The organism is Rhizobium sp. BK602 (assembly GCF_014195095.1).
Taxonomy (GTDB): domain Bacteria; phylum Pseudomonadota; class Alphaproteobacteria; order Rhizobiales; family Rhizobiaceae; genus Rhizobium.
The window spans coordinates 45088-70351 of the sequence record NZ_JACIBC010000006.1; the positions used below are offsets into that span (position 1 = coordinate 45088).

Here is a 25264-nt window from a genome sequence, read left to right on the forward strand (position 1 = left end):
GATCAGAGTATGTCCGCATTGACGTTGGTGAGCCCGCAGCCTGGCTTAGAGGCTGGTTCCGATCTCAGCGCCGATGCGTTGGACTATGGCCGTGCAGCCCTGTCAGAAAACACCATGCGGGCCTACAGGAGCGATTGGGATGATTTCCAGTCATGGACAGCGGTAAGGGGCAAAAGCTCGCTACCGGCCTCGCCTGCGACCGTGGCGAACTATGCTTCCTCTCTTGCATCGGCAGGGAAGAAGGTTCCGACCATCGCCCGCAAGCTTGCCGCTATTCGGTTCTTCCACCGCGGCGCCGGTGAGGACAATCCGACGGATAACGCCGGCGTGGCCGCCATCCTCAAGGGCATCCGGCGCACCGTGGGCACAGCAAGCCGTCAGAAGGCGCCCGCGACCGTCGACGTGATCCATGCGCTTCTTGCCCACGTCGATGCCCGTACGCTGCAGGGGAAGCGCGACCGGGCACTGTTGCTGCTGGGGTTTGCCGGCGCGTTCCGCCGCTCCGAGCTGGTAGCGATCACCGTCGAGGATCTGACCTTCTCCGATAAGGGCGTGGACGTCTTCCTGCCGAAGTCCAAGACCGACCAGGAGGCGAAGGGCCAATCGGTCGCGGTGCTTAATGGAAAGGCACTGCGGCCGGCAGACAGGCTCCAGGAGTGGCTTTCAGCCGCCGGCATATCATCCGGGCCGATCTTCCTGCGCATCAACCGTGGCGACCATCTGACGGACGATCCGCTATCGGCCCAATCGGTGGCGCTGATCGTGAAGAAGTATGCCGATGCGGCAGGCCTCGATGTAGAGAAGCTGTCCGGCCACTCGCTACGCGCCGGGTTCGTCACGTCGGCAGCGGAGAACAGGGCCAGCATATCGCGCATCATGGAGGTGACGAGGCATCGAGATCCGAGGACGGTCGAGACCTATGTCCGACGCGCCGATCGGTTTAAGGATCACGCTGGCGATGGTTTTCTGTGATTGGCCGACATCATCAATGATAGAGACTATCTTCTTGCTGCCTCAACGGCGGCCTTCCTGACCGATTCAGCATTATAATGATTGAGTCCATTGTCTATCGCCAATTTGTGAAACTCGTTAGAATAACGATAGTCCTTGAGATTATACCGTCTCACGATCGCGCGCGTCTCTTTGGTGAGCCCGAGGATATCACTGCCGCTAAACCATCGTGGATCGCCGATCTTGTCCTCGAATTCCTTGATCACCGCAGCCGGAAGATCTGCGCCGAAAAGGAAATAGCGGAGAAAAGGAATGAAATGGGGATGGGTATAAGCATCTCTGCCGCGCGATCCGTTTCTGGCAAAAATATCCCGATGGGAGCCTTTCATGCGACCTGACTGGTACTTCGGATCGGTCCAATAAGCCAGGCGGTGTGCTGGGATAGCTGATCGATCGGTAAGCAGTCTGAGGAGCGCCATGATGGGCTCCTGATTAGACAAATAGATTGCGTGTCCATCTTCTTGATAAGGAATATCGAGTCGCAGATCGATTTTCTCAACAAGCGCCTGCTCTTCCGCTGAAAGTTCGAGATGATGCCTATTCACTGCTCCACCATGCATTTCTTCACTCCGCTGATAGCGCCCTTATGGTTGAGTATCAAGCGGAGCATGCACGCGCCTGATTCGGCAAGGTCGCGAGAGTTACCCACAGCGATAACCGTTTTTCTCGCTAGCGATTAGCCACTGGCGAGAAGTAGGACCGCAGGCTCTATCAGCAACTCGTGTCGCCACCGGCCCAACGAAGGACGCTGCGAATATCCTTGTCCCTGGATAAGGAATTCCCAGACACGACGCTGATCTTGCTGCCGGTGCCTTGGCGCTCAATCTTGGCTTTCCAAAAGAAATGGCGGCCGTAGATGCTGCTCATCGAATACGAGATTTCGCCGAAACCGAGATCGGGATAGAGTTGAGCGTCCAAAATGAGCTGCGTTGCCACACCAGGGCTTCCGACTAGGCAGCGAGAAGCCGGGTCATGGATCTTTCGATACAGGGCCTGATAGTTTTCTGGGAAGGATTTTGCAGTGGTCGCGCTGGACTTGTTCTGCGCGAGGCTGTCTGGGTTGTTTGAACATCCGGCCAAGGTGACCATGAGTGCGCCCATCAAAATTCGCTTCATTTGCCCCCCGGAGATCCCCTTACTATGATTGCAAGAGACAACCATGAACTCGCGTAGGCGGCAAGTGCCGTTAATCTTCGGCCGCCGTCGATGGTCGGGGATCAATTACACCAGCCTGGATTGCGGCACCGTAGTCGTCGATCAGATTGCCAAGCCGGAAGAAGCCTTTCCGAGCAGCTGGCCGGAGATAACCTTCATCGCGTAGGCGGTGCACGGCGGCAACAGTGAGGCCAAGAGCCTTTGCGGCATCGTCGATCGATACCAGCCAGGCGCGGAGGGGCTTAGAGCGGGAATAAATGGTCATGCTGCTCTCGCCATCTTCATATACCGTTGAACGGTGCCATAGCTCAGCCCGGATTTTTCCACCCATGGCAGCCAGTGCCCGTGCGGGAGTTCGTCTCTTATCGCAATCAGCTGCTTGCCGAGTTCGATCGCTCGCTCGGCATTGGCGCGCCGGCGAGCTTGTCCAACCTCTGGAACCTTGTTTTTGATCGTGCTAGCCGTGTCCTGTGCTGCCAGCCGTTCATCGCTGAAGGTGCAAAGCCGATAATAGATCGCGCCGGCAAGAGCATGACGCTGGTGGCTGAAACCGCGGAGCTGGTTGATGGTTGCCATAATCGGCCCGAGAGGTATCCGGTCCCACCATTCCAACCATTCCGACGTGCGCTGATCCACCCATTCCGGACACGCCCGTATGAGGTCGGAGACGGCCCACAGGCTCGCTTGATCTATCAGCGCGTTGTTGCCCCTAGTTTCGCTCAGCGTCGTCATGACGAGCCGGAAATGGCCTTCGCCATGCTTGGCCAGGATTTGACACATCGTCGCGATAGCGCGTGTCTGACCAGGCATGGGGAAAACATTGCCGGGAACGATTTCGACCTCGTATTCGGCGCAGATCGCCCGCACCGTGACTTCTATCTCTGAAACCATTCGAAAACTCCTGGAAAAAGAAAAGGCCGAACCTCGAAAGGCCGGCCGATCCTTCGCGCCAGTTCATCCGTGGTCGCATTGGAATGTATAAACGATATTGATGAATTCAGGCAATCCCATCTATTTTTGTTCTGTTATAGATCGCTTTCGCCGGAGTCCTTTGCCTGCAGCTATTTGGCGAGCGAGTATCAAAGGCGCGCGACATCGCCTTTTTCCTCTTGTGCCAGCGGTATTAGAATGCGCTCGAAGTCTTGCAGCTCGTCGTCTGTGAAAGGCTGTAGACCGTTAGCGTGGAACCGATCGACATAACTATGCAGTGCTCGCCTATCTTCATCTGAGAGGGCTAGGTAAGCCGGGGTCGCTGTCCAATCGACCTCAGGCGTGGCCCGCTTTATCGAAAGCTCCAATCGAGAAAGCCGTGCGTGCGCGTTCTTCATTTGCCAATCCTCTCCTCAAGAGCCTTCAATCGTACCTCGTGTTCCACAGCCTCTACTGCTGTCACGTAGCGGCTGCAAAGGCTGGCGATAGCGTCTGCTTCGTCAGTGGTGAGATCGCCCCTGGCGACGGCCTGGAGGAGCGCTGAGAGTGCACCTGGAACGTCGGCGGCGCTGGCGACCTTCGGGAAGTTCTCCACGGTGACGACCCTTCCCCGGCGCACCGGCGCGATCCGCTCCATGCAGAGCTTAAGCGCCGTGCTGTCGCCAGCAAGTGCTGCCTTGATGGCTTTGCGCGTCAACTTGGTCGCTTCATCGCCAAGCAACTTTTCGATCGCCAGCGTTGTTTGGGATCTGGCACCCTTGGGCTTGCCGGGATTGCCCTTCGTGAACCTGCCTTTGCGGTCGCGCGAACCGTTATCACTGTCCGTTGTCAAATCCGCCTCGTCCGTTGCGATGTCCGTATATCGTGCGGTTGCCGAGCCTCTCTGCAACTGATGAGATCAACGAGAATCCGCTCATTTCCTCTCATGCCGATGGCGCCTAGACCCCGAAAAACGCCCGATTTTCCGGGCCATTTCTGCTGTTGAGAAATCCCGTTATCGCTAGCCATCGTTCAAAGCTCCGCTGTTACCCGCGGCCGCGCTTCGACCACATCATCAATGATGCCGGCCGTGTAGACCGCAATATGATCATGATGAACTTGCGCCACATTCATGAAACCGCCGACGGTTCCCGACATGGCTTGCTCCTTCATGAGCGCGAGCATACCGTTGGTCGGTCCATCCCATTGGAGGCGCCTTAATGCCTCGTCCGATACAGGCGGCGTGATGGAGACGTGCTCGATGTCGCGCACCTGACCATCCGTCTTCACGTCGGAAACGTGGAAAGCTGCGGGACCGCGTCCCGACCATCCGGCGACGTAGACATCCACCTCCGACAGACCGAGGTCCGCAAAATGATCCGCCAGATAGGCGCGTGCGCTGTCGTAATCGACGGCGGAAACCGCAAGGGCCGTCACGACTATCCCGAGCGCTTTCATGTCGCCCTGGGTGGCGACGACAATGCGCTGGTGAGGGATGGCCTGAAATTTCACGACATGGAAATGACCGTCGGGCGTCATGGCCTTTGTGTCCGTAATGATAGACACGCTGTCTGGCCGGACGAGGATATTAATCGCGGTCAAGATACTGCACTCCTGCGGTGAAGCTGGTGACGGTAAGCGCGCTGGCGATCGAGCCGGCCGTTGCAGCCGCCCCGGTGCTAAGCCCAAGGGAGGCAAACATGGACGTGAAGACGGTCGTAAAGATTGGATCGTGGTTCACGGCCGCGGGCAACGAGAACGACCGTCCCAGACCATATCGCTGCAGTATCAGTTGATGATGAATGCTCATGCAGCCCCCCGACGCTGTTCGCGCTGGGCGGCCCGCCGCTGCTGGCGATTCAATCTGGGGAATTGTTGGACTGTCCGGCGCTCGGTGAATGGATCGATGCGCTCGCCGATCTTGTCGTCCCAGCGGTGAATTGTTTCCACCGTGACACCTTCATGACTCAAGATGGTGAAATCGACCTGGCCGCCGACCAAGTGCGCGGGCTGTCCGAACTTCTCTCCAGCATTTGCATCGATCGCCGTCCGGCGGTAGTGCTCCATCATCGGAACGGCTATTTGGCGCAGATAGCTCTCCCATCCCTCGAACTGGCCCCGCAGGCGAATTCCCATTTCTGAGAGGCCTGCCGATGAAGTGGCGCAGGAACTGGCAACGCCGGGATATTCCAGCGCCACCGGGTCAGCATCGGTCCGGAAAACAAGGCGCCTCGGGCCATGCTGTTCAGAAATGCCGGCAATTGTTACTTCGAGTCTCGTGTGCCGGTCCGACCCACCAAACTTATGAGCAACCTCCGCAAGGCTCGTCATCGCTTCATCAAAGCCGAGACGCTCGACCGCATCAATGATCAGCTTCGCGGCGTAGTCTCCGACACCCTGATTGCCGCGTGTGGCGACGGCAACGGGCACATTTTCGGAGAAATCCACCTTGCGTCTCACAGAGAGCAGTACGTTGTCAGCGTTATAAATCGCCCCATCGGTCACAATGAATACTGCAGAGGGCGTTTCGATAGATACGACAGCGCTCATAGGTCAATCCTTTCTTTCGGTTTCGAAACCTGTGGCAAACGCCGCTTGGTCGTAGGGCTCACACAGCGGCGCCAGGGCTTTTGTTTTTTCTTGAATGAGATTGAGCTCGGTTTGGTCTACCGTCGTGCCATTGCGCGCCGCCTCCAGCCGTATCTCAGAAGTCAGTTCGTACTCGCGACGCAACGCGGTGGCAGCCCCGCCAGTCTTGCCGATAAGGTCAATTTCGTTTTGCTGATCAGAAAGAGCCTTGTCCAAGCCTTGCGAGCGCTGAAGACTTGCGTCTCGTTGTTCAATAGCTTGTCGGTTACGCTCGGCTTCCAGAGCTCGCTCAACACGCGCTTGCAGGCCACCATCTTTATCGCCGTCGATCGTCGCCCTAGCTCTAACTTGAGCCTCGATCGCGGCATTACGCTCAGCATACGTTCGGGCACTCGCAAGCTGTTGATCAGCCAAAAATTGCCCATTCGTCACGCTTAGAGACGCGCTCCTACGGTTCAAATATGCATTGAGGTCATTTCGGTCTCGCAGTCCCGGCCGAGTATCTTCTCGATCAATCGCTTGCAGCGTGCGGCGCAGCGTTTCGGCTTGCTGGGCAAGCTTGACGATATCGCCACCCTTTGAGATCAGTTCATCGGCGAGCTTGGAAATACCCTTCTCTTCGCCGATACGATGAACCTGGTCGGCGAATGCAGCGAGCCCATCAACACCCTGAACTTTCAGGACATTGATTGCATCCTGAAAAGGCTTGAATTTGCCGGTGACAGAAAACGCAGCGTCCGCCAAGGATTCGACCGCATCGGCCGCGCCGCGCAATCCTTGAGGATCGCTCGAGGTCTTCACCAGATTGGTATAGAGATCTTCGACCTGCTGGTTGAACTCGTCAAGCGGCGTCGTGCCGGTCTTTACGGTGTTGAGCAGAGCTTGGACCGGGCCGGAAAACTGCTTCAGGCTTCCAGAAAGGTTCTGCAGGCTCTTGACGTTCTCCATGCTGTTGGAGCTGAACGCATAGCCAGTCAGGGATGTGTCATTGGTGGCGCCGAGGAAACCGCCCAACTGCTGGCGAAGGGTCGCATTGAGCGCGATCTGCTGCGTCCGCGCATCCGAAAGGACAAATGAATCGCCTGCAACGCTGGTCACACTGGCGGAGACCTTTGCCAATTCCCCATATCGGTCTTTGATGAGGTCAAGTGTTTCGGCATTGGCCTTCAGAGCGTCCTCGAGCGAAAGCGCACCGTCTTTTGCCTTCATGAAATACTGGATGCCGGCGGCTGTGGCGGCGACGGCGCCGGTGACCAATAGAGACTGCCAGTTGAAAACCGCGGCAAATGCGGCTCCGAGGGAGGAAACAGTCTGCTTTATGCCACCACCGCCGAGGGCAGCGGAAAGCTGAGTACCCTGCTGGAGCGCGATTTGTAGGGGAGACGAGCCCATTGCAGCAGTGACGCCGATATCCTGGAACTGCGCCGCAATGTTTGCGGTCTGAAAACCGTTGCCACCGCGATTCTGATTGGCGGGAGACGGTGCACGCGCGGCGCGTTGATTGGCAGTAGCCAGCCGCTCGACGGCGGCACGCTGGCGATCGATCGCGATAGTCGCTTGGGCAGCAGCGCTGTTTCCCTTTGACTGAGCAGCCAGCACGATGTTTGTGGATTCCGCTAGCGCGCGATTGGCGGATGCCGCGGTCATGGCACCCTTTGCCATAGCCGCAAGGCGCTGATCTATGGCGCTTGCCGTCACCTCCAGTCGAGACAGCGATGCGACGATCTTGTCGAGCGCCGGAGAAACATCAGCGAAACTACGGCTTGCCTTGGTGGCGGCGAGGCTGACCTTAGTCGCGGCCTGTTCTGCCTTGCCAGAAGACGCAATGAGCCTGTCGAGATCAGAAGCGGCGCCGGCGGCTTGTGAGGAATCGATGGCAAAACCGAGTTGAGCAGTCGTCATAGTTTCGCTCCCGAGAAACCCGTTTATCGCTACCGATCAGGCGACATCGCCATGCGGATTATTGTCATTCACCGGCCGGCGATGCTCGTTGCGCATGCTGTCGATCATGTGGTCCCGAGTGGCTTCGACGCGGCTAACCTGATCAGAACCAGGCGAAACACCATCAACGGCGCCGTCGTATAGAGCTCGCATCTCATTCGCCGGCCGGCCATCGGTCCAAAATCCCTTGAAGGCGTCGTAGATCGGCAGATCCTTGGCCGTGGAAAGCGGCATCCCACGGACGCTATCCCGCATGGCGGTGATCTCCGCGTCGTTCATCGTCTCCAAGGTCTTATCCGGCATGCTGTCGCCTATGCGTAGATCAGAGCCACCACGAGCGCGGGGCACAACGGCGATATGGTTGGATCGGATATTGCGCTGAACGGCGTCATAGGCTTCACCTGATGGCGAGGTGCCGGCCGTGAAATCAAGCTGACAATCGTAACCCATGGAAAGCTCGCGCGTTCCGTCTTCAACAGCCTGAATGGCGCCAGCGTCGGCGAGCAGCATCGAGACGCGAACGACGGCCTTGTCGCGCATACCGTGGGAATTGTCCGGATCGACTTCCGCGCCGCTGTAAAGCTGGACGTTGCCGGCTTTGGCGACACGTGCATTCACGGTCATGTAGCCGTCACGCGTGCGGCGTTTCTCGTCGATTGTAAGCCGGTCTTGAAGGTGCATGGTCTCGTTCCTCTTGCTGGGGTGGCGGGAAGCTAGGAAAGGAGAAGCCCTCTTCCCGCCACCCAAGACTAGGCCAGACCGCCTAGTTCAGTGTCTCGTTTTGTGTGCGTCGTTCAGGCTCCGCACCATGTCCTCATACGCCTTGTCGGCTGCGGCCTTGCCGTCGGTCTGCGTTCGCAAGCCACCCCTCATAACCTCGCGGAACGGATCGATCTTGAGACTGTCGGCTACGATGTCGAACCTGGCGTCGACATACGCCTGCGGCTTGCCTTCGACGGCGCCCGCGCCAAACCGATCTCTGACAACAGCGCGCCGGATATCGTCATCGCTCATCTTCGAAGCGTCGAGATGGGGCATAATCTTTGCGACTGTGTCGAGCAGGTCGACGCGAAGCGTTACACGCTGATCAATGACCTCCTGTTGCGATTTAAGGCGTGCCTGATGTGTCTCGATTTCGCGGTTGATGGCCGCGATTTGGGCATCCTTCTGTGCGATCTCGGCCTGATGCTGACGCTTGCGATCGGCAATCATCTGATCCATCTCGGCTTCGATGCGGCCCGCCTCGTCCTCCATTGCCTTCACAAAATAAGCGACGTCGGCACTGGTAAGGAGCTGCAACGCAGGATCTTTGCTGTCGGCAACGGGCTGACGCTCGCCGCGCTTGAGGGCACCCCAGTCTTTGACGAAAGCTGCAACATTGCCCTCGATGCCATCCGTCAAACCCGCTGGCACCGGCTGCCGATCCTGCGGCTTGTTACGATTGAAAAACATCGGTTCAACTCCCGTATATCATGCTGGTGAATGCCTTTTCCTCCGGCGGCCAAACGTACCCGTGCACCGAACCATCGGCCTTGAACTTAGGGAGTCTGGTAGAGGTGAGCAGCTTCGGCAGCCGCGGATCATCGTTGACATTCCAAGTCAGCGCCGCGCCGCGGGCGATGCGTTCCGCGTGCTCATCCATATGAAGCTTGCGGTTATTGGCGCTGATCCGAGTCAGAAGCTCGGCGATGGCATTGGCATGCTCTTCATAGGCTGCAAGGTCCTTTACGAGCTGGTCGCGTTCGACAATTGCCGCAGCGTGAGCCTGGCGCCGTGCATCCGCTTCCTCCCGGTCCTTTGTCTTGTTCAAGAGGGTTTGAAGCTCGCCAGCGGCGGCATCCATACGCTTGCTGCGGAAATCAGCGTCCTCCATTTGCTGGCGGGCAATGGCGACATCGGCCGGTCTGAGCTTCGGATCGAGTGCGCGCGCTTCCGCTTCCTTGCTCTCTTGCTGGGCAGCGGAGTTGCTCTCCTGCACCTCACGGAGCAAGGTGGCGAGCGATTCCGATGTCGGATTGGTCACGAAGGCATCGGCAATGCGATAATCAAGGCTGTGCTTGCCCGTGGCTTCCTCTCGGATGGAAATGACTTTTCCGGCGGTCATGGTGGTCTCCTTTGTTGAGGAGATGAGACCATGTCTGCTTAAGCTGCGGTATTCGAAGAATTTGGAATTATGTGGAAGTATATGCCGGTGCGGCGGCGTTTAATCGGGGAGATCTAACACGTCATGGACATTGGTGATCGAGTAGGCCACCGGCTTCCCGTTGCGGAGCTTGACGATCACGTCGACCACGAAACCCTTTTTATAGACGTTCTCGTCGGCATCACGGATTTCCTGCTTAATCCGAGCCTCCGCCACCTCAGAGCCATACATTAGCGACAGCGAGCGGTCTGATACCTCTTCGATCCTTACTCGCTCGCCGGATGGCTTGCCTACATCGGCATCATTCACGTCCGTCCGGGTGAACACCATCAGAACTCTTTCATTGCCATCATGCTCAGGCTTTGAAAGGGCTTTACGGCGATCATCTATATTTTGGAGAGCGGTTCGGGCTTCCGCAGCTGTAAACTTGAAGGCCGCGCGGATATCCTTCTTTCCGTCAACGAAGGTTGCTGCCTCAAGTTTGTGGGAGGCGATCGGATCGGATGCTATCGCCCGGACGGTATCGGCCCAGTCCTTCAGCTCGGCAGTGGTCTCAAGTTCGCCTGGCGCGAAATTCCCCGACACGATAGCTTTGAAGCGCGCGCCCCAGCGGTGGACGAAGTCTTCCAAAACCATGATCTGGTCGACCATAGCGGCGGCCGTCGGCAAGGCATACACTGTCAATCCAGTCAGGATATCCGCCTCGATGCTGCCCCGGCGAACCTCCCTAATGAACATTTTCGGATCGCTGTGAGCCTTCGGAAACTGGTGATCGACGAATCGCTCGAACTCATTTGCAAGCGAGGTGAAGGTGCCAACGAAATCCCGCAATTCTACGGGCTCATCGGTGTCCAGTTTCAGGGTTAGTAACGCCTTTTGTTCACTCATGAGTTGAGAATACAAAATGCCGGTCATTTGTCATTCGCCTTTTGCGGTCTTGATTAACGGCGAAAGCCACTCCCACACCGCAACTCTTCCAAGAGATCGACGGCTCGCTTCATATAGAGCTTTACGGCCGAATTGCCTCTGTCGCCGCTGCGAAGAAGCTCCAACGTCCCGGTCTCCCCGTCCACTTTCATCAGCAGCGCCGGCAGCGATATCTGCAGTGGTGCATGCCGTCCCGCCTGTCGGCCGATTCCGTCTTTTTGGGCCCATCCCCGTATCGTCTTATCGCTCACCTGAGCGAAGAACATGGCCGTCTCGATCCGCACTATCTCCGACGGCATCATCGGCACCGGCAGCTTGCGAGCGCCATCTCGGCCGCGCGCCATGTCATCGTCTATGTGGAACGACGGCTGCACGTCACTGGTGCGCGGTGGCTTGATCGGCATCAGCAATCGGTCGCCTCGCCTTCGCCGATGATGTTTTCGGCAAGCCATACCTGATAGCGGTCGAGCGCCGGCCCGACGTCATCACCGGTCGAGCGTCGATAGGCGTCCTGCGTCGGCTTGTGGGTCATGGCCCAGCCGATGGCCGCAAGCCTGGATTCGTCCGTGGAAGACGCAACGATAGGGGGCTTTCTCGCTATTAGTTCAACGCTCACGCCACGCTCCTTTTCCGCTCAAATCTCGGGCGGATCACCTTTGCCGGTTCCGGGTATGTCGGATCTTCGTCAGGCATGTTCCGAACGATGATCGGCACGAGGTCGATGATCTGAGCCGACGGTCGGCTATCGGACCAAGCGAACAAGTCGAGTTGGTCTTTCCGATCGATTTTCATGCTGCCAACCTCCGAAGGGCCTCGGGTGTCATCTTATGCTCGCGCAGCAGTCGAAATGCCTCGCGATGCCGTGTGGGGTCCGGGATGTTGGTTCGTACCCACGCGCCAAATTCGGATTCGCTTGTGGGGATCACCGGCGCCGGCGGATTGATTAAACGTTCGGCCATGCCTCTCGTGAGCGCTCCGGTGGAAAGGAGTTTCCGCAATGTCCGTTCCGTCGCGTCATGAACTTGGCGATCGCCCAGGATTTCGAACATCGTCGCCTCGAAATCGAAATGTGTGCCAGGTATCGGATAGACATCGTGTTCAGACAACGGTGTTGCTGCCGATGGCGTTAGGGTGCTGCTGCTTTGGGTCGTTTCTGCAATGAAAGAAACTGTCTCTACATCATCAAAGAAGGTATCATTAATGCCCTCTTCCTCTTCATAGCTATAAGGCTCTACGGAATTATATACGTAATTACCCTCATGCCGTGAGGGGCTGTCCCTGCGCGGCGTGAGGGGACAAACACCATTTAGCCCTTCATCCTGTGCAGGGGACAAAGGCCCTTCATGCGGTGAGGGGGACAAGCCTGCCTTTTTCCGCCTTTGTCTGGTCTTTTCCTTTTTCTCAGCCTCAAGCCTGCGCAGCGTTTCCCGAGCTATAGTCTGATGATCGAGAACAATGTTTTCTCTCGCATTCACGATCTTATAGCGCGTGGCACCGTCGCTGGTCCTGCCGTCCTCCGTGAAATATCCCAATTCCACTAGCTTGCGCCGGCGCTGAATAATTGTGTTTTCAGAAAGGCTAGTCGCTATCTTCAGGTCTATCAGCGATCGATAGGGACGAGCGTCTGGTGACCCCATGAAGTCCAGATATGCCCGGACGATCTGCAGGCATTCACCGTCAGCTTTAGGATCTGCATTGACGGTGTTTTCCAGGTTCAGTTTCCATGTCGTGAAGCTGGCACCATTCTTTTCCTTTTTCTTCCGTCCGGTAGCCTTCAACCGTGCGCCCTCCGGACGATCCTGTACCGGTGCGATAGCGCCGCGGCCTCGCATGCCTCGACGGCCGACAGCGGAAACCGCTTGCGGAGCTCCGGAATGATCGGCTGAGGCGCCGGGTTCTGGTCGGCAAGCCATTGGGCTGCCTGAACCACGCTCTCGCTGTGTTGGTGATCGGCGCCGGTCATGCGGCCGTCTCCATGAAAAAGGCGATGAGCTTGCTGCGTTCTGCGACCCATCGGCCGCCGACTTTCTTGGCGGGGAGTTCGCCGTTATCGAGCATGTGAAAAGTGGCTCGCGTAGTTCGGCCAATTAGCTTCGCGATGGCCTCCGCACCCCAGACTAGCTCGATTTCGTTGGTCTGAATTTTCATTGATTTCCACCCATAGTAATTAACTACGAGAGAAACATAGTAAATTACTTCTCTTGCCGCAAGTGGAAAACTAGTTAATTACTAGCATCGAATTGGAGTATCGAAATGGCCCGTGGTGATTTCCCGAGCGCGAAGCAAGATCAGTTTATGCTGCGTTTCCCAGATGGTATGCGGGATCGCCTCAAGGAGGCTGCCGAAAATCACGGTCGCTCCATGAACGCCGAAATCGTCGCGATTCTCGAAGAACATCCTCGCCTTGTTACGCTCCCAATGGATGTCTCCTATCTGAAGATGGAGAACGCTCGTCTGAGGGCCGAGATAGACGAGGCTAGGATTTCTCGCGATAAGGCGTTGGCAGATAATGCCGCTCTGCGCCATCTGTTGAATGAGAATCACGATGCCGCCGTTGCAGATGAAGAAACGATTAGCGTCATCGAAAAGCGCTTCAGCGAGCTCAAAGATCAGATCGAGTACCTCGAAAAGCTTAAATCTGAGCTTCTGGCTTTGGCTAAGCCCAGTGACGAGCCAGTCATCAGCGATACGCCCCTGTCCTCTGAGCTCTTCGACAAGCTATTTGGTGATATGCGCGACCGTCTCGATCGCATCGAGCGCAAGGTCGATGGCCGATCGGACCCGGAGAGCTCGAAATGAGCGTCAGAAAACGCACCTGGACCACACCTAAGGGCGAAGAGAAATCCGCCTGGGTGGTCGACTATAGCGACCAGCAGGGCAAACGCCATCTCAAGACCTTCGCTAAAAAGAAGGAGGCCGACCAGTTCGCCGCTACGGCTACGGTAGAGGTGAGGGAGGGGACGCACGTCGCCGATTCGGACAGTGTAACCGTCGAAAAGGCTGCCGAATTCTGGATGAAGGATGGAAAGCGCCAGGGGCTGGAGCGCTCCACGCTCGACCAGCGGCGCCAGCATATCGATTTACACATTGTGCCGTTGATCGGTCAGACGCTGCTCTCGAAGCTCTCTGTGCCGGCCGCACGAGCCTTCCAGGACGAGCTCCGCGAGAAAGGTCGATCGCCGGCCATGGTGCGCAAGGTGATGACGAGCCTCAGCTCGTTGATGTCCGATGCCATGGAGCGGGGGCTTGCCAGCCGCAATCCGGTCCGCGAAATGCGTGCCAAGCGTGGCACCGGCCGTGAGAAGGCTCAGGAGAAGCGCCAGAAGGGCAAGCTGAAGATCGGGGTCGATATCCCCACGAGAGAGGAAGCAAAGGCTTTTGTGGCTGCCCTGACGGGCCGATGGAGACCGATGCTCCTGACGGCCACATTTACCGGCATGCGTGCCTCTGAGCTGCGCGGCCTGCGTTGGCAGAGTGTCGATCTCGACAAGCGGCAAATCCATGTCGTCGAGAGGGCCGATCGCTTCAACGACATGGGGCGTCCGAAGTCGGCTGCAGGTGAACGCTTCATCCCGATCCCGCCGATGGTGGCGAACGCCCTGAGGGAATGGAAGTTGGCTTGCCCGAAGCTGAAGGTCGAGGAAAAAGGCGAGACTCGCTACGTGCTCGATCTGGTTTTCCCGAACGGCAGCGGTAAGGTCGAAAGCCTGGCGAACATCATCAACCGCGGGCTCGTGCCGATGATGATAAAGGCCGGGGTCGCGATCGACACAGGAGGGGTTGACGAGGAAGGGAAACCGATCCTGAAGGCCAAATACAGCGGCATGCATGCGCTCCGGCACTTCTATGCCTCATGGTGCATCAACCGTAAGGAAGACGGTGGCCTCGCCTTGCCTCCGAAGGTAGTCCAAGAGCGGCTCGGGCACTCCACTATCGTCATGACGCTCGACACTTATGGGCACCTATTTCCGCGTGGTGATGATGCCGATGAGATGGCTGCGGCGGAGGCTTCTTTCTTGCGTTAATGCGACAAGGATGCGACATAGAGGCTGAAAGTCCCTGATTTGTGGGATTTCTTCTAGGATTGAAAATCCGCGTGTCGCTGGTTCGATTCCGGCTCTGGGCACCATCAAAATCCCCAACTGACATCGATACCGACATTTATCCGGAACATGATCGGGACAGCCGTGTTTTCCTTTCGAACGAAAGGAGCGCATCATGGCAGGCAATCGATCGCGGGGTAGCGCCGGGAAGGCGAGCAGGCGCTTGCGAAGATCGAGCATAGCCGGGCGAGCGGGGAGACGTGGGAACCGGGGCGGAAGCGGGCGGCGGTTGTTGCCGATCCGCGCAAAAGGCTGGTCGATGGCGAAGCCGATCCGGATAGGAAGGAGTTGAAGCCTGCCCGGTAATGGAGCATCATGATGGTCCGACGGCGTGGCCGCCGACCGCCGGGCAGTTTCGTAGCGGCCGACGCGCGGGAAGAATCGGGAGCGTCATTTCCCGATCACGAATGCAATCTTTGCGATTAAAACGCCGGAAAAATCTCAATCACAAGATTTTGCTTCAATATTTTGGTGCACGACCTATTCAAGATATTGATGGCGTTTAGAATCGAGCGTACCAATTATTGTACGGATCACCTATTGATTCGAAGCGACTGATACCGCACCTTAGATACTAGCGGGAAAGTGTCTCGCTAAGTCCGGCGTTTATTGCAATAGCAAGCTATCGAGGCGCCATGTTAAACAACGATGTTCTGTTCAACACGTTCGCCCGTTCTTTCGAAGCACGGCGCGAAGTCGAGATGTCATTCTCCGAGTACCTGGACGCGTGCCGGGACGATCCGCTCATGTACGCCAATGCGTCTGAGCGATTGCTGGCCGCCATGGGTGAACCGCTGCTGATCGATACGGCCAGGGATACCCGCCTCGGGCGTATCTTCATGAACCGGACCATCCGGACTTATCCAGCTTTTGCCGGCTTTTTCGGCATGGAAGAGACCATCGAGCGTATCGTGGCTTTCTTCCGCCACGCGGCGCAGGGCTTGGAGGAGCGCAAGCAGATCCTCTATCTGCTCGGCCCCGTCGGCGGCGGCAAATCCTCGCTTGCCGAGCGGCTGAAATCGCTGATGGAGGTCCATCCGATCTATGTGCTGAAGGCCGGCAACGAGCTCAGCCCGGTGTTCGAAAGCCCGCTCAGCCTGTTCGACCCCGTTACCATGGGGCCGATGATCGAGGAGCGTTACGGCATTCCGCGCCGGCGCCTGACCGGTCTCATGAGCCCCTGGTGCCTGAAGCGCCTCGAGGAGTTCGAGGGCGACATATCCCGCTTCCGGGTGGTCAGGATACAGCCGTCCAGGCTGCGGCAAATCGCCGTCGCCAAGACCGAACCGGGGGACGAGAACAACCAGGATATTTCCTCGCTGGTCGGCAAGGTCGATATCCGCAAGCTCGAGAGCCTGGCGCAGAACGATCCGGATGCCTACAGCTATTCCGGCGCATTGAACCGCGCCAACCAGGGCATTCTCGAATTCGTCGAAATGTTCAAGGCGCCGATCAAGATGCTGCATCCGCTGCTGACGGCGACGCAGGAGGGCAACTATATCGGCACCGAGAATATCGGCGCCATTCCCTTCTCCGGCATCATTCTCGCGCATTCGAACGAGTCGGAATGGCAGAGCTTCAAGGCCAACAAGAACAATGAGGCCTTCATCGACCGCATCTGCGTCGTCAAGGTGCCTTATTGCCTGCGGGTGACCGAAGAGCAGAAGATCTACGAGAAGCTGATCGAGGAATCCGAACTCAGCGACGCGCCCTGCGCGCCGTCGACGCTGGAGACGCTCGCCCGCTTCACGGTTCTGACGCGGCTTGCCAAGCATGAGAACTCGACGGCCTTCTCCAAGCTTCGCGTCTATGACGGCGAAAGCCTGAAGGAGACCGATCCGCGGGCGCGCAGCGTGCAGGAATATCGCGACGCGGCCGGTGTCGACGAGGGCATGGACGGGGCATCCACCCGTTTCGCCTTCAAGGTGCTGGCGGCGACCTTCAACTACGACACGACGGAAATCGGCGCCGATCCGGTGCATCTGATGTATATGCTGGAGCAGTCGATCCGCCGCGAGCAGCTGCCGCTTGAAACCGAGAAGCTCTATATCGAGTTCATCAAGAGCGAGCTCGGGCCGCGTTACGCGGAGTTTATCGGGCATGAGATCCAGAAAGCCTATCTGGAATCCTATGCGGATTACGGCCAGAATCTCTTCGACCGTTACGTCGACTACGCCGATGCCTGGATCGAGGACGTCGATTTCAAGGACCCGGACACCGGCCAGCTTCTGGATCGCGAGCTTCTCAACCAGGAACTGACCAAGATCGAGAAGCCGGCGGGCATCGCCAATCCGAAGGATTTCCGCAACGAGATCGTCAAGTTCTGCTTGCGGGCGCGGGCGAGCCATGGCGGCAAGAACCCGTCCTGGACCAGTTACGAGAAAATCCGCGAGGTCATCGAAAAACGGATGTTCTCCCAGGTCGAGGATCTCCTGCCGGTTATCTCGTTCGGGTCCAAGAAGGACGGCGAGACAGAGAAGAAACATGGCGAATTCGTCGAGCGCATGATGGCGCGGGGCTATACCGAGCGTCAGGTTCGGCGGCTTGTGGAATGGTACATGCGTGTGAAACAGGCGGGATGAGCCACCAAGGAAGAAGGAATGCACATTGTTGACCGACGCCTGAACCCAGGCGGCAAAAGTCTGGAAAATCGTCAACGGTTTTTGCGAAGAGCAAAAGCGCTGGTGCAGAGAGCGGTTTACGAATCCTCTCAAAATCGCGACATTCAGGACATTCTGAAGGGTGGCGAGATCAGTATCCCTCTCGATGGAACCGAGGAGCCTCGGTTCCATCGCGGTCCGGAAGGGCTGCGTGAGCATATCCTTCCCGGCAACAAGGACTTCCTCGAAGGCGATATTCTTCCACGGCCGGAGAGCGGCGGCGGCAAGCCGAAGGCCGGTGGCGAAGGCAGCGGCGAGGACGCCTTCCGCTTCATCCTGACACGCGAGGAATTCCTCGATCTTTTCCTCGACGATCTCGAACTCCCCGATCTCGCCAAGAAGCGGCTGGTCTCGGCCGATCAGATCAATCCGGTGCGGTCGGGCTATTCGGTGACGGGATCGCCTGCCAATCTCGCCATCAACCGCACCATGCGGCTGGCCATGATGCGGCGCGTCGCGCTGCATCGTCCGAAGCCGGAAACGGTCGCCAAGCTTGCCGCCGAGGCGGCCGAGTGCAAGGACGAAGAGCGGCGGGCCGCGTTGGAAGCGGAAATCAAGGTGCTGGAATCGAAGGTCCGGCGCATTCCCTATATCGATCCGATCGACATCCGCTACCGCCGTTTCGAGAACGAGCCGAAGCCGGTGGCGCAGGCCGTCATGTTCTGCCTCATGGATGTGTCGGGCTCGATGTCGGAACACATGAAGGATCTCGCCAAGCGCTTCTACATGCTGCTCTACATTTTCCTCACCCGGCAGTACCGCCGTGTCGAGATCGTCTTCATCCGCCATACGGATGTGGCCGAGGAGGTGGACGAGGAGACCTTCTTCCGCAGCCCGGCGACGGGCGGCACGCAGGTATCGAGCGCGCTCGAAGCCATGCGGCGCATCGTGCACGATCGCTTTCCCGCCTCGGACTGGAACATTTATGCCGCACAGGCGTCGGATGGCGACAACGCCTATTCGGACAATGCCGCGACGGCAGCGCTGCTGACCGATCAGATCCTGCCCGTCTGCCAGTATTTCGCCTATCTGGAAGTGGGTGAGGCGCGCAGCGTCGCGATCTCGTCCGGCTCGGCCATATGGTCGCTTTACGAGCGGATACAATTGGGCTGGCCGGTGCTGTCCATGCGCCGCGTCAGCGATCGCAGCCAGATTTACCCGGTCTTCCATGATCTCTTTCAACGCCGGTCGGCGGAAACAAGGAGCGGATAATGGCGAAGGCATCGATGGAGCGGCTCTTCGAGGGTGCGGACTGGGATTTCGCCACCATCCAGCGAATCCACGATGCCTGCGAGAAGATCGCCATCAAGGAACTCGGTCTCGACGTCTATCCCAACCAGATCGAGATCATCACCGCCGAGCAGATGCTCGACGTCTATTCCTCGATCGGCATGCCGCTCTTCTACAAGCACTGGTCCTTCGGCAAGCATTTCGCCCATCACGAGGCCTTCTATCGCAAGGGCCTGCGCGGGCTCGCTTACGAGATCGTCATCAACAGCTCGCCCTGCATCTCCTACCTCATGGAGGAGAATACCGCGACGATGCAGGCGCTGGTGATCGCGCATGCCGCCTTCGGCCACAATCACTTCTTCAAGAACAACTACCTGTTCAAGCTCTGGACCGATGCCGAAGGCATTCTCGACTATCTGAACTTCGCCAAGGGCTATATCGCCCGCTGCGAGGAGCGTTATGGTCACACCGCCGTCGAGCGGACGCTGGATGCGGCGCATGCGCTGATGTCGCATGGCGTGCATCGCTATGCCGGCAAGAAGACGCCGGACCTGCGCGACGAGGAGAAGCGCGAACGCGAACGGCGCGAATATGACGAGCGCATCTTCAACGACCTCTGGCGCACGGTTCCGGTCGGCAAGGGCAGGAGCGAGCCCGATCTCGATTTCGAGCGCCGGCGCTCGCTTGCCGGTCTGCCGCAGGAAAACATCCTCTATTTCCTGGAGAAGATGGCGCCGCGGTTGAAGCCGTGGCAGCGGGAAATCCTGCGCATCGTCCGCCATGTCGCGCAATATTTCTATCCGCAAAGCCAGACCAAGGTGATGAACGAAGGCACGGCGACCTATGTGCATTACCGCATCATGACGCGGCTGCACGAGCTGGGTGGCATCGGTGATGGCGATTTCCTCGAATTCCTGAAATCGCATACCAATGTCGTCTTTCAGCCGTCCTTCAACGATCCACGCTTTTCCGGCTTCAACCCCTATGCGCTCGGCTTCGCGATGATGCAGGATATCGAGCGGATCGTGACCAAGCCGAAGGACGAGGACCGGCATTGGTTCCCCGACATCGCCGGCACCGGCGATGCCATGGCCGTCCTGCGCGATCTCTGGGCCAACTACCGCGACGAGAGCTTCATATCGCAATTCCTCAGCCCGCACCTGATGCGTCAGATGCGCATGTTCCATCTTACCGACGATCCGGAAGAGGAGGAGGGCTTGCGGGTGGCGGCGATCCATGACGAGCGCGGCTATCGCCGAATCCGCCGCGAACTGGCGCGGCAATATGATGTCGGCTGGATCGATCCGCATATCGAGATCGTCGATGTCGATCTCGCCGGTGATCGCCGGCTGCTGGTGAAGCATTCCGTGCTGAACGGCGGTTTCCTCGAGGATATCGACGCCAAGCGCGTGCTGCAGCATCTCGCCGATCTCTGGAGCTACGACGTGCTGCTGCAGGAAGTCGACGGCACCGGTGCGGTGCTGCGGGAACATCTCGCGCATCCGCGCCTGTCATCGCTTGCGGCATAGGAGCGCGGCCCGGTTCGCGTTCGGATCGGAACGGCATCGCCGCCGCACACAGGTCAGCGGTTAATTGGCGGGCAGGGGCGAGCGAAGCGTCCAGCGTGCCTTGTCGAACACCACGGCCGTGCGGATCTGTTCCGGCGTCTTTCTGCGCAGTTCCAGCTGTAGATTGAAATTCCGGTCGTTCTGGAATTCACGGAAGAAGCTGAGCTTTGCGCCGAAATCCTCCTGGGTGACGTCCTGCAGCCTGCCGATCGGATCGAGCGCGGTCTGGAAGTCGAGCCAGTGCGTTTGCGTCAGCAGCAGGACGACGGTATCGATGAGCATCTCGCCGACGGCGCGGCCATCGGGATTGTCGGGCATGATCACCTTCATCCGGATGCCGTCGAGCTCTCCCGTCGGCGCCCCACGGACGATGATGAAGAAGGATGCCGATTTCGGATTGCCGAAATCGCCTTTCTGGATCTGATGGCTGCATTCGAACGTGCCGGTGGCCATGATGCCCTGTTTCCACTCCCCGACCGGCAGGCCAGCCTTCACCAGCGCGGCGCAGAGCGACTGTCCGGATAGGCGCCAGCTTCTGAGGAAAGCTCCGCGCAGGGCATCGACCGGCGGATCGAAGATATGGGAGGAGGCGTGGGCATGGGCCGGCTTCGCTGCTTTCGCCGTCTTCGCAGGCGCGGAGGTGGATTTTACCGGGGCGGCGGGCGCGGGTGGCGATGTCGTTTCTTGGGGTGGCACGGGAGCAGCGGGTTGGGGCGTGGCTGGCGCTACGACGGGAGCCGGAGGCGGAGGCGCCGGCTGGCTGAACAGATTAAGATGGTAACGGGCATCGAGCGCCCTGAGATTGCGCATGTCGTTGGCAAGCAGCGCTGTCGCCAAAATGATCGAGCCGATGACGATCGCCGCAATCCAGAAGACAGCCCTGCTTTTCTTGCGAGGTGGCGCGACCGACATGGTTCAGATCTACAGCTACTCCAGAGGAAACCCGCTTAACTGCAATGACCTAGAGCGCTCCAGGGTCCTGTTTCGACGCAATTCCGGACGGAAAACCGCTACGCACTTTTCCTGGAATTGCTCTCGCATTTCGCAGTTATCCCATGGCTACAGACAATGCGTTTATGAACGATTGATCATTCTACCATTTTTTGTCAATTCGCAGTTGCCGGTCAGGCAAAATGCGCCTTGAGCGCCTTGACGGTCGCGGTGTCGGTGCGTCTGGCGGATGCGGCGGAAAAGCCGAAGGCGAGGAGCCGCGCGTCGGTTTCGGCTTGGGCGGCGGAACAGGAGGCATGTACCTCGCTGATTGCCAGGCGCGGCCAGAACGTGCCGATCGTTGCGGGGTTGACGCCCGAGCCGGGCATGATCGAGATGCGGCCGGCGGCGATGGCGATTGCTTGCTCCAGCATGGCAACGCCCTCCTGGGCGGTCTTTGCACAGCCCGAGGTCAGGATGCGCTCGAAGCCGAGGGAGATAGCGAGTTCCACCGCTGCCGCGATATCCGGAACCAGATCGAAGGCGCGATGCAAGGTCTTGCCAAGACCGTCGGCATGAGCGGCGAGGGCCTGGAGCGCATCGCGGTCCAGGCGGCCATCCGGCAGTGACGCGCCGAGCACCACGCCCGCCAGACCCGCCTGCCGGGCGGCGGCGATGTCCTCCTTCATCACGGCAAGCTCATCGGCGGAATAGACGAAACTGCCGGCACGCGGGCGGATCATGGCATAGGCGGCGATCGGCGCTTGTGCGGCCGCCGCCATCAACCCGGCGCTCGGCGTCAGGCCGCCGACGGCAAGCGCGCTGCACAGCTCGATGCGGTCGGCGCCGCCTTCAATGGCGGCGGCAAGGCCGGCAACGTCCTCGACGCAGACTTCAAGCAGCATGGCCGCGTTCCCCGGCGAATTTCAACCCCAGCAATGCGGCGCCGATCAGGCCGGGCTCGATCTTGCACTCGCTTGGGACGACCAGCGGCCGGTCGAACTTGCGCAGGATGCGGCTGCGCACCGCCATATCGAGACGCGCGAGCAGCGGTTCGACATTGGAAAGGCCACCGCCGACCGGAACGATCGTCGCGCCGGTGATGTTGACGGTGAGCGCCAGCGGCGAGGCGACGAGATCGACCATCACGTCGATCGTCCGCTCCGCCTCGGCATCGCCGGCGAGCCAATGGCCGATGATCTCCTCGCTGGAAAGTTCCCGGTCGTGCAGCGTCTTGTGCAGGCGCTCGAGTCCACGGGCGCCGCCGACGGTGTCGACGCAGCCCTTCTGGCCGCAGCCGCAAGGATAGGCCGGGATGGCGGCCGGAGGATTGCCGGCGAAGGAAGCGATGATCGGGCCGTGGCCCCACTCGCCGGCAAAGCCGCCGGCGGCGTTGACGAGGCGGCCATCCGCCACCAGGCCGCCGCCGACGCCGGTGCCGAGAATGGCGCCGAAGACGATGCGGTGGCCGCGTCCCGCACCCGACATCGCCTCGGCCATGGCGAAGCAATCGGCATCGTTGGCGATCAGCACGGGATAGCCGAGTTCCGCCTCCAGCTCGGCGGCCAGCCGCCGGCCGTGGATGCAGGGGATATTGGCGCAGATGAGCGCCTGGGTGTCCGGATCGACGACGCCGGCGATGGAAAAGGAGATGCAGTCCGGTGTCTCGCCCGCCTCGGCGACGACGGCGCGGAGCGTCGCGACGAAGTCGGCGAAATCCTGCTTCGGCGTCGGGCGCCGGGCGAGCGGAACGATATCCGTCTCGGAGCGGGCGATGCCGCCCTTGATGGCGGAGCCGCCGATGTCGAAGGAAACGATCATGAATATTCGCCTGCGGGAAACATGCGGACTTGCTCGCACCCTTTGCCGCTCTTTGCAAGGCCAATCCGTGGCCGTCCGCCGCCCCGGCGCGGTCAGGCGCCGGGCAAGGTGATCCTGGCCTCGAAGCCATCCGCCTGGCCGGTGGCCGGCGACAGGAGATCGAGGCGGCCGCCGATCTGGCTGACGATGCGTTCGGCGATGGCAAGGCCGAGGCCGGAGCCGGAGGCTTTCGTCTTGCCGCGCCAGAAGCGTTTCTTGAGGCTCGTCAATTCTTCCGTGGAAAGCGCGCGGCCGCCATTGAGGATGCGGATGACGCCGGCCTCGATCTTGACGGTCACCTCGTCGTCATCAGGTCCATGGATCAGGGCATTCTCGAGCAGATTGCGGATGACGATGGCGAAGGCATCGATATCGACGTTGCGGACCAGCTTTTCGTCCGCCTGTCTTTCCAGCAGGATGCGACCGGCCGTGCCGGTATCGCGGTCGTAATCGCCGATGACAGTTTCGATGACGGCCATGAGGTCGGCGGGCTTGTCGCCGGCGCCGATACCGGCCTGGGCGCGGGAAAGCTGCAGCAGCTTTTCCGCCAGCCGTCCGAGATTGGAGAGCGAGGTCTCGATCCGGCCGGCGCGCTCGGTGAGCGGTCCCGGCGGCAGCTCGGCGATGAGGCGCTGCGTCTGGACGAGCGCGCCGGCGATCGGCGTGCGCAGCTCGTGGGCGCTGTTGGCGGTGAATTCGCGCTCGGCCTCCAGCGCGGCGCGCAGGCGCTCCAGCAGCAGGTTGACGGAGCGGGCGATCGGCTGGAGTTCGCGCGGGAGCGTATCACTCTGCAGCGGCGCCATGTTGCCGCCGTCCTTGGTGGCGATGTCCGACCGCAAGCGATCGATCGGCCGCAGCGAACGGCCGACGGCGAACGAGATGGCGACGATGCTGGCCGGGATGAGGGCAAGCAGCGGCCAGAGCAGGGCGACGCCGCTCTCGCGCGAGGCTTCGCGCCGGTTCTTGAAGGCATCGGCGACATGCAGGAAGATCGTGCCGTTCATCGAGGATTCGGTATAGATCCGGTATCTCGGCGTGTTGTGGAAGCCGATCTTCAACGGCACGTCATAGGCGGTTGCCGGCGCATCATGGGAGTGCAGGATGACCTTGCCGCTCGCGTCGAGCACCTGATAGGTGAGATATTCGCGGTTCAGCCCCTTGTTGAGCTCCTCCAGGCTTTGCGGATCGCTGGAGGCGTCGCGGTTGGCGAGATCGTCGACCACTAGCGGCATCAGCCGCTCGGCCGTTTCCTGCAGCGCGCCGTCGAAGGTCTCGGAAAGCTCGTGATTGACGACATAGACGCCGATGCCGACGGCGATCAGCCAGAAGAGGACGACCGTTCCGGTGAGTGCCGCGATCAGGCGGCGTGTGATGCTGGCGGGGCGCAGGATCATCGGTCACCCAGGCAATAGCCGACGCCGCGGGCGGTGCGGATGCGGTCCTTGCCGATCTTCTTGCGCAGGCGGCTCACATAGACTTCCACGGTGTTGCTTTCGATTTCCGAGCCGAAGGCGTAGAGCGCCTCCTCGATCTGGTCCTTGGAAATGATCGCGCCCGGCCGCGTCACCAGAAGGTCGAGCACCGCCCACTCGCGGCCGGTGAGCACGACATCCTTGCCGTCGAGCCGCACCCGCCGCTGCGGCTGGTCGATTTCCAGATCGGCGAAGCGGATGGTCGGCTGCGGGCTGCCGCTGTAGCGCCGGGCCACGGCCAGGATGCGGGCGGAGAGCTCGCCGAGATTGAACGGCTTGACGAGATAATCGTCGGCGCCGCTGTTCAATCCCTCGATGCGGTCGGAGATCTGATCGCGAGCGGTGAGGATGATCACCGGCGTTTCGTCGGGCTTGCGGCGCAGCTTCTTGAGAAAATCGATGCCGATGCCGTCGGGAAGCTGGAGGTCGAGCAGGATCAGGCCGTAATTCACGGCACTGGTGACTTCCGTCGCATCCGCAAGATTCTTGACCCAGTCGATGGCGTGGGTGGTCGCGGCAATATGATCGCGGACCGCGCTGCCGATGGTTTCATCGTCTTCGACCAGAAGAATTCTCACCTGTCCCTCGCAACCATTGCCTGCGCTTTCAGTTAATGCCGCCGAACCTATCTGGTCAATAAAGGCCGAAATAAGCCGGCGTGGAAAGCCTGTTTCCGTCGCGAATTATCCGAGGCCTGGGCTCACGTCACGGCGGCTATGGACAGCGACCGTGACCGCGATTACTTGTTTGCACCCAAAGCGAACAG

Annotated in this window: 29 protein-coding genes; 6 read left to right on the forward strand and 23 right to left on the reverse strand. The window is 59.5% G+C overall.

The annotated features are described in order from the left end of the window. Positions 1-9 precede the first annotated feature (9 nt). Positions 10-972, forward strand: a complete 963-nt coding sequence (locus FHX11_RS19355; protein WP_184359584.1) for a site-specific integrase — start codon at positions 10-12, stop codon at positions 970-972. Between the two features lie 26 nt (positions 973-998). Here the strand turns inward: FHX11_RS19355 and FHX11_RS19360 are convergent, their stop codons facing one another. From FHX11_RS19360 to FHX11_RS19445, 18 genes are all read right to left on the reverse strand, one after another. Further along, the gene (locus tag FHX11_RS19360) at positions 999-1571 is read right to left on the reverse strand and encodes a hypothetical protein (protein WP_210292527.1); all 573 of its coding nucleotides are present in this window, start codon (positions 1569-1571) and stop codon (positions 999-1001) included. Positions 1572-1722: 151 nt separating this feature from the next. Further along, the gene (locus FHX11_RS19365) at positions 1723-2127 is read right to left on the reverse strand and encodes a hypothetical protein (RefSeq protein ID WP_184359586.1); all 405 of its coding nucleotides are present in this window, start codon (positions 2125-2127) and stop codon (positions 1723-1725) included. A 70-nt stretch (positions 2128-2197) separates the two neighbouring features. Further along, complete coding sequence (locus tag FHX11_RS19370) at positions 2198-2431, reverse strand: hypothetical protein (protein ID WP_184359588.1); 234 nt, start codon at positions 2429-2431, stop codon at positions 2198-2200. Then, positions 2428-3057, reverse strand: a complete 630-nt coding sequence (locus FHX11_RS19375) for a DUF3102 domain-containing protein (protein WP_184359590.1) — start codon at positions 3055-3057, stop codon at positions 2428-2430. Before FHX11_RS19375 ends, FHX11_RS19370 begins: the two co-directional genes overlap by 4 nt. Positions 3058-3490: 433 nt before the next feature. Then, complete coding sequence (locus FHX11_RS19380; RefSeq protein ID WP_184359592.1) at positions 3491-3928, reverse strand: DUF5681 domain-containing protein; 438 nt, start codon at positions 3926-3928, stop codon at positions 3491-3493. A gap of 179 nt (positions 3929-4107) precedes the next feature. Continuing rightward, complete coding sequence (locus FHX11_RS19385) at positions 4108-4614, reverse strand: hypothetical protein (protein ID WP_184359594.1); 507 nt, start codon at positions 4612-4614, stop codon at positions 4108-4110. Positions 4615-4663: 49 nt separating this feature from the next. Continuing rightward, complete coding sequence (locus FHX11_RS19390) at positions 4664-4885, reverse strand: hypothetical protein (protein WP_184359596.1); 222 nt, start codon at positions 4883-4885, stop codon at positions 4664-4666. Next, a complete protein-coding gene (locus FHX11_RS19395; RefSeq protein ID WP_184359598.1) occupies positions 4882-5625 on the reverse strand; it encodes a hypothetical protein in 744 nt (247 codons plus the stop codon). The genes FHX11_RS19390 and FHX11_RS19395 overlap by 4 nt, the downstream gene beginning before the upstream one ends. Positions 5626-5628: 3 nt before the next feature. Then, positions 5629-7566, reverse strand: a complete 1938-nt coding sequence (locus FHX11_RS19400) for a phage tail length tape measure family protein (RefSeq protein WP_184359600.1) — start codon at positions 7564-7566, stop codon at positions 5629-5631. 36 nt (positions 7567-7602) lie between these two features. Beyond that, positions 7603-8352 carry a DUF2213 domain-containing protein gene (locus tag FHX11_RS19405; RefSeq protein ID WP_246781091.1) on the reverse strand — a complete coding sequence of 250 codons (750 nt, stop codon included), beginning with the start codon at positions 8350-8352 and terminating at the stop codon, positions 7603-7605. A 21-nt stretch (positions 8353-8373) separates the two neighbouring features. Further along, positions 8374-9057: a hypothetical protein gene (locus tag FHX11_RS19410; protein WP_184359602.1), complete on the reverse strand. Its 684-nt coding sequence runs from the start codon at positions 9055-9057 to the stop codon at positions 8374-8376. 4 nt (positions 9058-9061) lie between these two features. Beyond that, entirely contained in the window at positions 9062-9709 is a 648-nt protein-coding gene (locus FHX11_RS19415) for a hypothetical protein (RefSeq protein ID WP_184359604.1), read from the reverse strand. A 99-nt stretch (positions 9710-9808) separates the two neighbouring features. Next, positions 9809-10663 (reverse strand): hypothetical protein, encoded by an 855-nt coding sequence (locus tag FHX11_RS19420; RefSeq protein ID WP_246781092.1) that lies wholly within the window; start codon positions 10661-10663, stop codon positions 9809-9811. 26 nt (positions 10664-10689) lie between these two features. After that, on the reverse strand, positions 10690-11085 hold the full coding sequence (locus FHX11_RS19425; RefSeq protein ID WP_184359606.1) for a hypothetical protein: 396 nt from the start codon (positions 11083-11085) through the stop codon (positions 10690-10692). After that, positions 11079-11291 (reverse strand): hypothetical protein, encoded by a 213-nt coding sequence (locus tag FHX11_RS19430; protein WP_184360715.1) that lies wholly within the window; start codon positions 11289-11291, stop codon positions 11079-11081. Before FHX11_RS19430 ends, FHX11_RS19425 begins: the two co-directional genes overlap by 7 nt. Positions 11292-11463: 172 nt before the next feature. Then, positions 11464-12453 (reverse strand): hypothetical protein, encoded by a 990-nt coding sequence (locus tag FHX11_RS19435; RefSeq protein ID WP_184359608.1) that lies wholly within the window; start codon positions 12451-12453, stop codon positions 11464-11466. Then, positions 12450-12638, reverse strand: coding sequence for a hypothetical protein (locus tag FHX11_RS19440; protein ID WP_184359609.1), 189 nt, complete (start codon positions 12636-12638; stop codon positions 12450-12452). The genes FHX11_RS19435 and FHX11_RS19440 overlap by 4 nt, the downstream gene beginning before the upstream one ends. Beyond that, a complete protein-coding gene (locus FHX11_RS19445; RefSeq protein WP_184359611.1) occupies positions 12635-12823 on the reverse strand; it encodes a DNA-binding protein in 189 nt (62 codons plus the stop codon). The genes FHX11_RS19440 and FHX11_RS19445 overlap by 4 nt, the downstream gene beginning before the upstream one ends. Positions 12824-12928: 105 nt before the next feature. Here FHX11_RS19445 and FHX11_RS19450 point away from each other — a divergent pair, with 105 nt between their 5' ends. From FHX11_RS19450 to FHX11_RS19470, 5 genes are all read left to right on the forward strand, one after another. After that, positions 12929-13474 (forward strand): Arc family DNA-binding protein, encoded by a 546-nt coding sequence (locus FHX11_RS19450; RefSeq protein WP_184359612.1) that lies wholly within the window; start codon positions 12929-12931, stop codon positions 13472-13474. After that, positions 13471-14700, forward strand: a complete 1230-nt coding sequence (locus FHX11_RS19455) for a site-specific integrase (protein WP_184359614.1) — start codon at positions 13471-13473, stop codon at positions 14698-14700. Before FHX11_RS19450 ends, FHX11_RS19455 begins: the two co-directional genes overlap by 4 nt. 713 nt (positions 14701-15413) lie before the next feature. After that, positions 15414-17360: a PrkA family serine protein kinase gene (locus FHX11_RS19460; protein ID WP_184359616.1), complete on the forward strand. Its 1947-nt coding sequence runs from the start codon at positions 15414-15416 to the stop codon at positions 17358-17360. Between the two features lie 18 nt (positions 17361-17378). Next, positions 17379-18650: a YeaH/YhbH family protein gene (locus FHX11_RS19465; RefSeq protein WP_184359618.1), complete on the forward strand. Its 1272-nt coding sequence runs from the start codon at positions 17379-17381 to the stop codon at positions 18648-18650. Beyond that, the gene (locus FHX11_RS19470) at positions 18650-20197 is read left to right on the forward strand and encodes a SpoVR family protein (protein ID WP_184359620.1); all 1548 of its coding nucleotides are present in this window, start codon (positions 18650-18652) and stop codon (positions 20195-20197) included. The genes FHX11_RS19465 and FHX11_RS19470 overlap by 1 nt, the downstream gene beginning before the upstream one ends. A 60-nt stretch (positions 20198-20257) precedes the next feature. Here the strand turns inward: FHX11_RS19470 and FHX11_RS19475 are convergent, their stop codons facing one another. From FHX11_RS19475 to FHX11_RS19495, 5 genes are all read right to left on the reverse strand, one after another. Further along, positions 20258-21148, reverse strand: coding sequence for a DUF6030 family protein (locus FHX11_RS19475; protein WP_184359623.1), 891 nt, complete (start codon positions 21146-21148; stop codon positions 20258-20260). A gap of 212 nt (positions 21149-21360) precedes the next feature. Further along, positions 21361-22071 (reverse strand): copper homeostasis protein CutC, encoded by a 711-nt coding sequence (locus tag FHX11_RS19480; protein ID WP_184359625.1) that lies wholly within the window; start codon positions 22069-22071, stop codon positions 21361-21363. Further along, positions 22061-22987 carry an ROK family protein gene (locus tag FHX11_RS19485; RefSeq protein WP_184359627.1) on the reverse strand — a complete coding sequence of 309 codons (927 nt, stop codon included), beginning with the start codon at positions 22985-22987 and terminating at the stop codon, positions 22061-22063. Before FHX11_RS19485 ends, FHX11_RS19480 begins: the two co-directional genes overlap by 11 nt. A gap of 92 nt (positions 22988-23079) precedes the next feature. After that, positions 23080-24420, reverse strand: a complete 1341-nt coding sequence (locus tag FHX11_RS19490; RefSeq protein WP_184359629.1) for an ATP-binding protein — start codon at positions 24418-24420, stop codon at positions 23080-23082. Next, positions 24417-25076, reverse strand: a complete 660-nt coding sequence (locus FHX11_RS19495; protein WP_184359631.1) for a response regulator transcription factor — start codon at positions 25074-25076, stop codon at positions 24417-24419. The genes FHX11_RS19490 and FHX11_RS19495 overlap by 4 nt, the downstream gene beginning before the upstream one ends. Between the last annotated feature and the right edge of the window lie 188 nt (positions 25077-25264).

What these genes read in the sequence shown, in the direction of transcription:
- FHX11_RS19355 (WP_184359584.1), top strand. Translation starts at nt 10, where the DNA reads ATGTCCGCATTGACGTTGGTGAGCCCGCAGCCTGGCTTAGAGGCTGGT.
- FHX11_RS19360 (WP_210292527.1), bottom strand. Translation starts at nt 1,571, where the DNA reads ATGCATGGTGGAGCAGTGAATAGGCATCATCTCGAACTTTCAGCGGAA.
- FHX11_RS19365 (WP_184359586.1), bottom strand. Translation starts at nt 2,127, where the DNA reads ATGAAGCGAATTTTGATGGGCGCACTCATGGTCACCTTGGCCGGATGT.
- FHX11_RS19370 (WP_184359588.1), bottom strand. Translation starts at nt 2,431, where the DNA reads ATGACCATTTATTCCCGCTCTAAGCCCCTCCGCGCCTGGCTGGTATCG.
- FHX11_RS19375 (WP_184359590.1), bottom strand. Translation starts at nt 3,057, where the DNA reads ATGGTTTCAGAGATAGAAGTCACGGTGCGGGCGATCTGCGCCGAATAC.
- FHX11_RS19385 (WP_184359594.1), bottom strand. Translation starts at nt 4,614, where the DNA reads ATGACGCCCGACGGTCATTTCCATGTCGTGAAATTTCAGGCCATCCCT.
- FHX11_RS19390 (WP_184359596.1), bottom strand. Translation starts at nt 4,885, where the DNA reads ATGAGCATTCATCATCAACTGATACTGCAGCGATATGGTCTGGGACGG.
- FHX11_RS19395 (WP_184359598.1), bottom strand. Translation starts at nt 5,625, where the DNA reads ATGAGCGCTGTCGTATCTATCGAAACGCCCTCTGCAGTATTCATTGTG.
- FHX11_RS19400 (WP_184359600.1), bottom strand. Translation starts at nt 7,566, where the DNA reads ATGACGACTGCTCAACTCGGTTTTGCCATCGATTCCTCACAAGCCGCC.
- FHX11_RS19410 (WP_184359602.1), bottom strand. Translation starts at nt 9,057, where the DNA reads ATGTTTTTCAATCGTAACAAGCCGCAGGATCGGCAGCCGGTGCCAGCG.
- FHX11_RS19415 (WP_184359604.1), bottom strand. Translation starts at nt 9,709, where the DNA reads ATGACCGCCGGAAAAGTCATTTCCATCCGAGAGGAAGCCACGGGCAAG.
- FHX11_RS19420 (WP_246781092.1), bottom strand. Translation starts at nt 10,663, where the DNA reads ATGACCGGCATTTTGTATTCTCAACTCATGAGTGAACAAAAGGCGTTA.
- FHX11_RS19440 (WP_184359609.1), bottom strand. Translation starts at nt 12,638, where the DNA reads ATGACCGGCGCCGATCACCAACACAGCGAGAGCGTGGTTCAGGCAGCC.
- FHX11_RS19445 (WP_184359611.1), bottom strand. Translation starts at nt 12,823, where the DNA reads ATGAAAATTCAGACCAACGAAATCGAGCTAGTCTGGGGTGCGGAGGCC.
- FHX11_RS19450 (WP_184359612.1), top strand. Translation starts at nt 12,929, where the DNA reads ATGGCCCGTGGTGATTTCCCGAGCGCGAAGCAAGATCAGTTTATGCTG.
- FHX11_RS19455 (WP_184359614.1), top strand. Translation starts at nt 13,471, where the DNA reads ATGAGCGTCAGAAAACGCACCTGGACCACACCTAAGGGCGAAGAGAAA.
- FHX11_RS19460 (WP_184359616.1), top strand. Translation starts at nt 15,414, where the DNA reads ATGTTAAACAACGATGTTCTGTTCAACACGTTCGCCCGTTCTTTCGAA.
- FHX11_RS19465 (WP_184359618.1), top strand. Translation starts at nt 17,379, where the DNA reads ATGCACATTGTTGACCGACGCCTGAACCCAGGCGGCAAAAGTCTGGAA.
- FHX11_RS19470 (WP_184359620.1), top strand. Translation starts at nt 18,650, where the DNA reads ATGGCGAAGGCATCGATGGAGCGGCTCTTCGAGGGTGCGGACTGGGAT.
- FHX11_RS19475 (WP_184359623.1), bottom strand. Translation starts at nt 21,148, where the DNA reads ATGTCGGTCGCGCCACCTCGCAAGAAAAGCAGGGCTGTCTTCTGGATT.
- FHX11_RS19480 (WP_184359625.1), bottom strand. Translation starts at nt 22,071, where the DNA reads ATGCTGCTTGAAGTCTGCGTCGAGGACGTTGCCGGCCTTGCCGCCGCC.
- FHX11_RS19485 (WP_184359627.1), bottom strand. Translation starts at nt 22,987, where the DNA reads ATGATCGTTTCCTTCGACATCGGCGGCTCCGCCATCAAGGGCGGCATC.
- FHX11_RS19490 (WP_184359629.1), bottom strand. Translation starts at nt 24,420, where the DNA reads ATGATCCTGCGCCCCGCCAGCATCACACGCCGCCTGATCGCGGCACTC.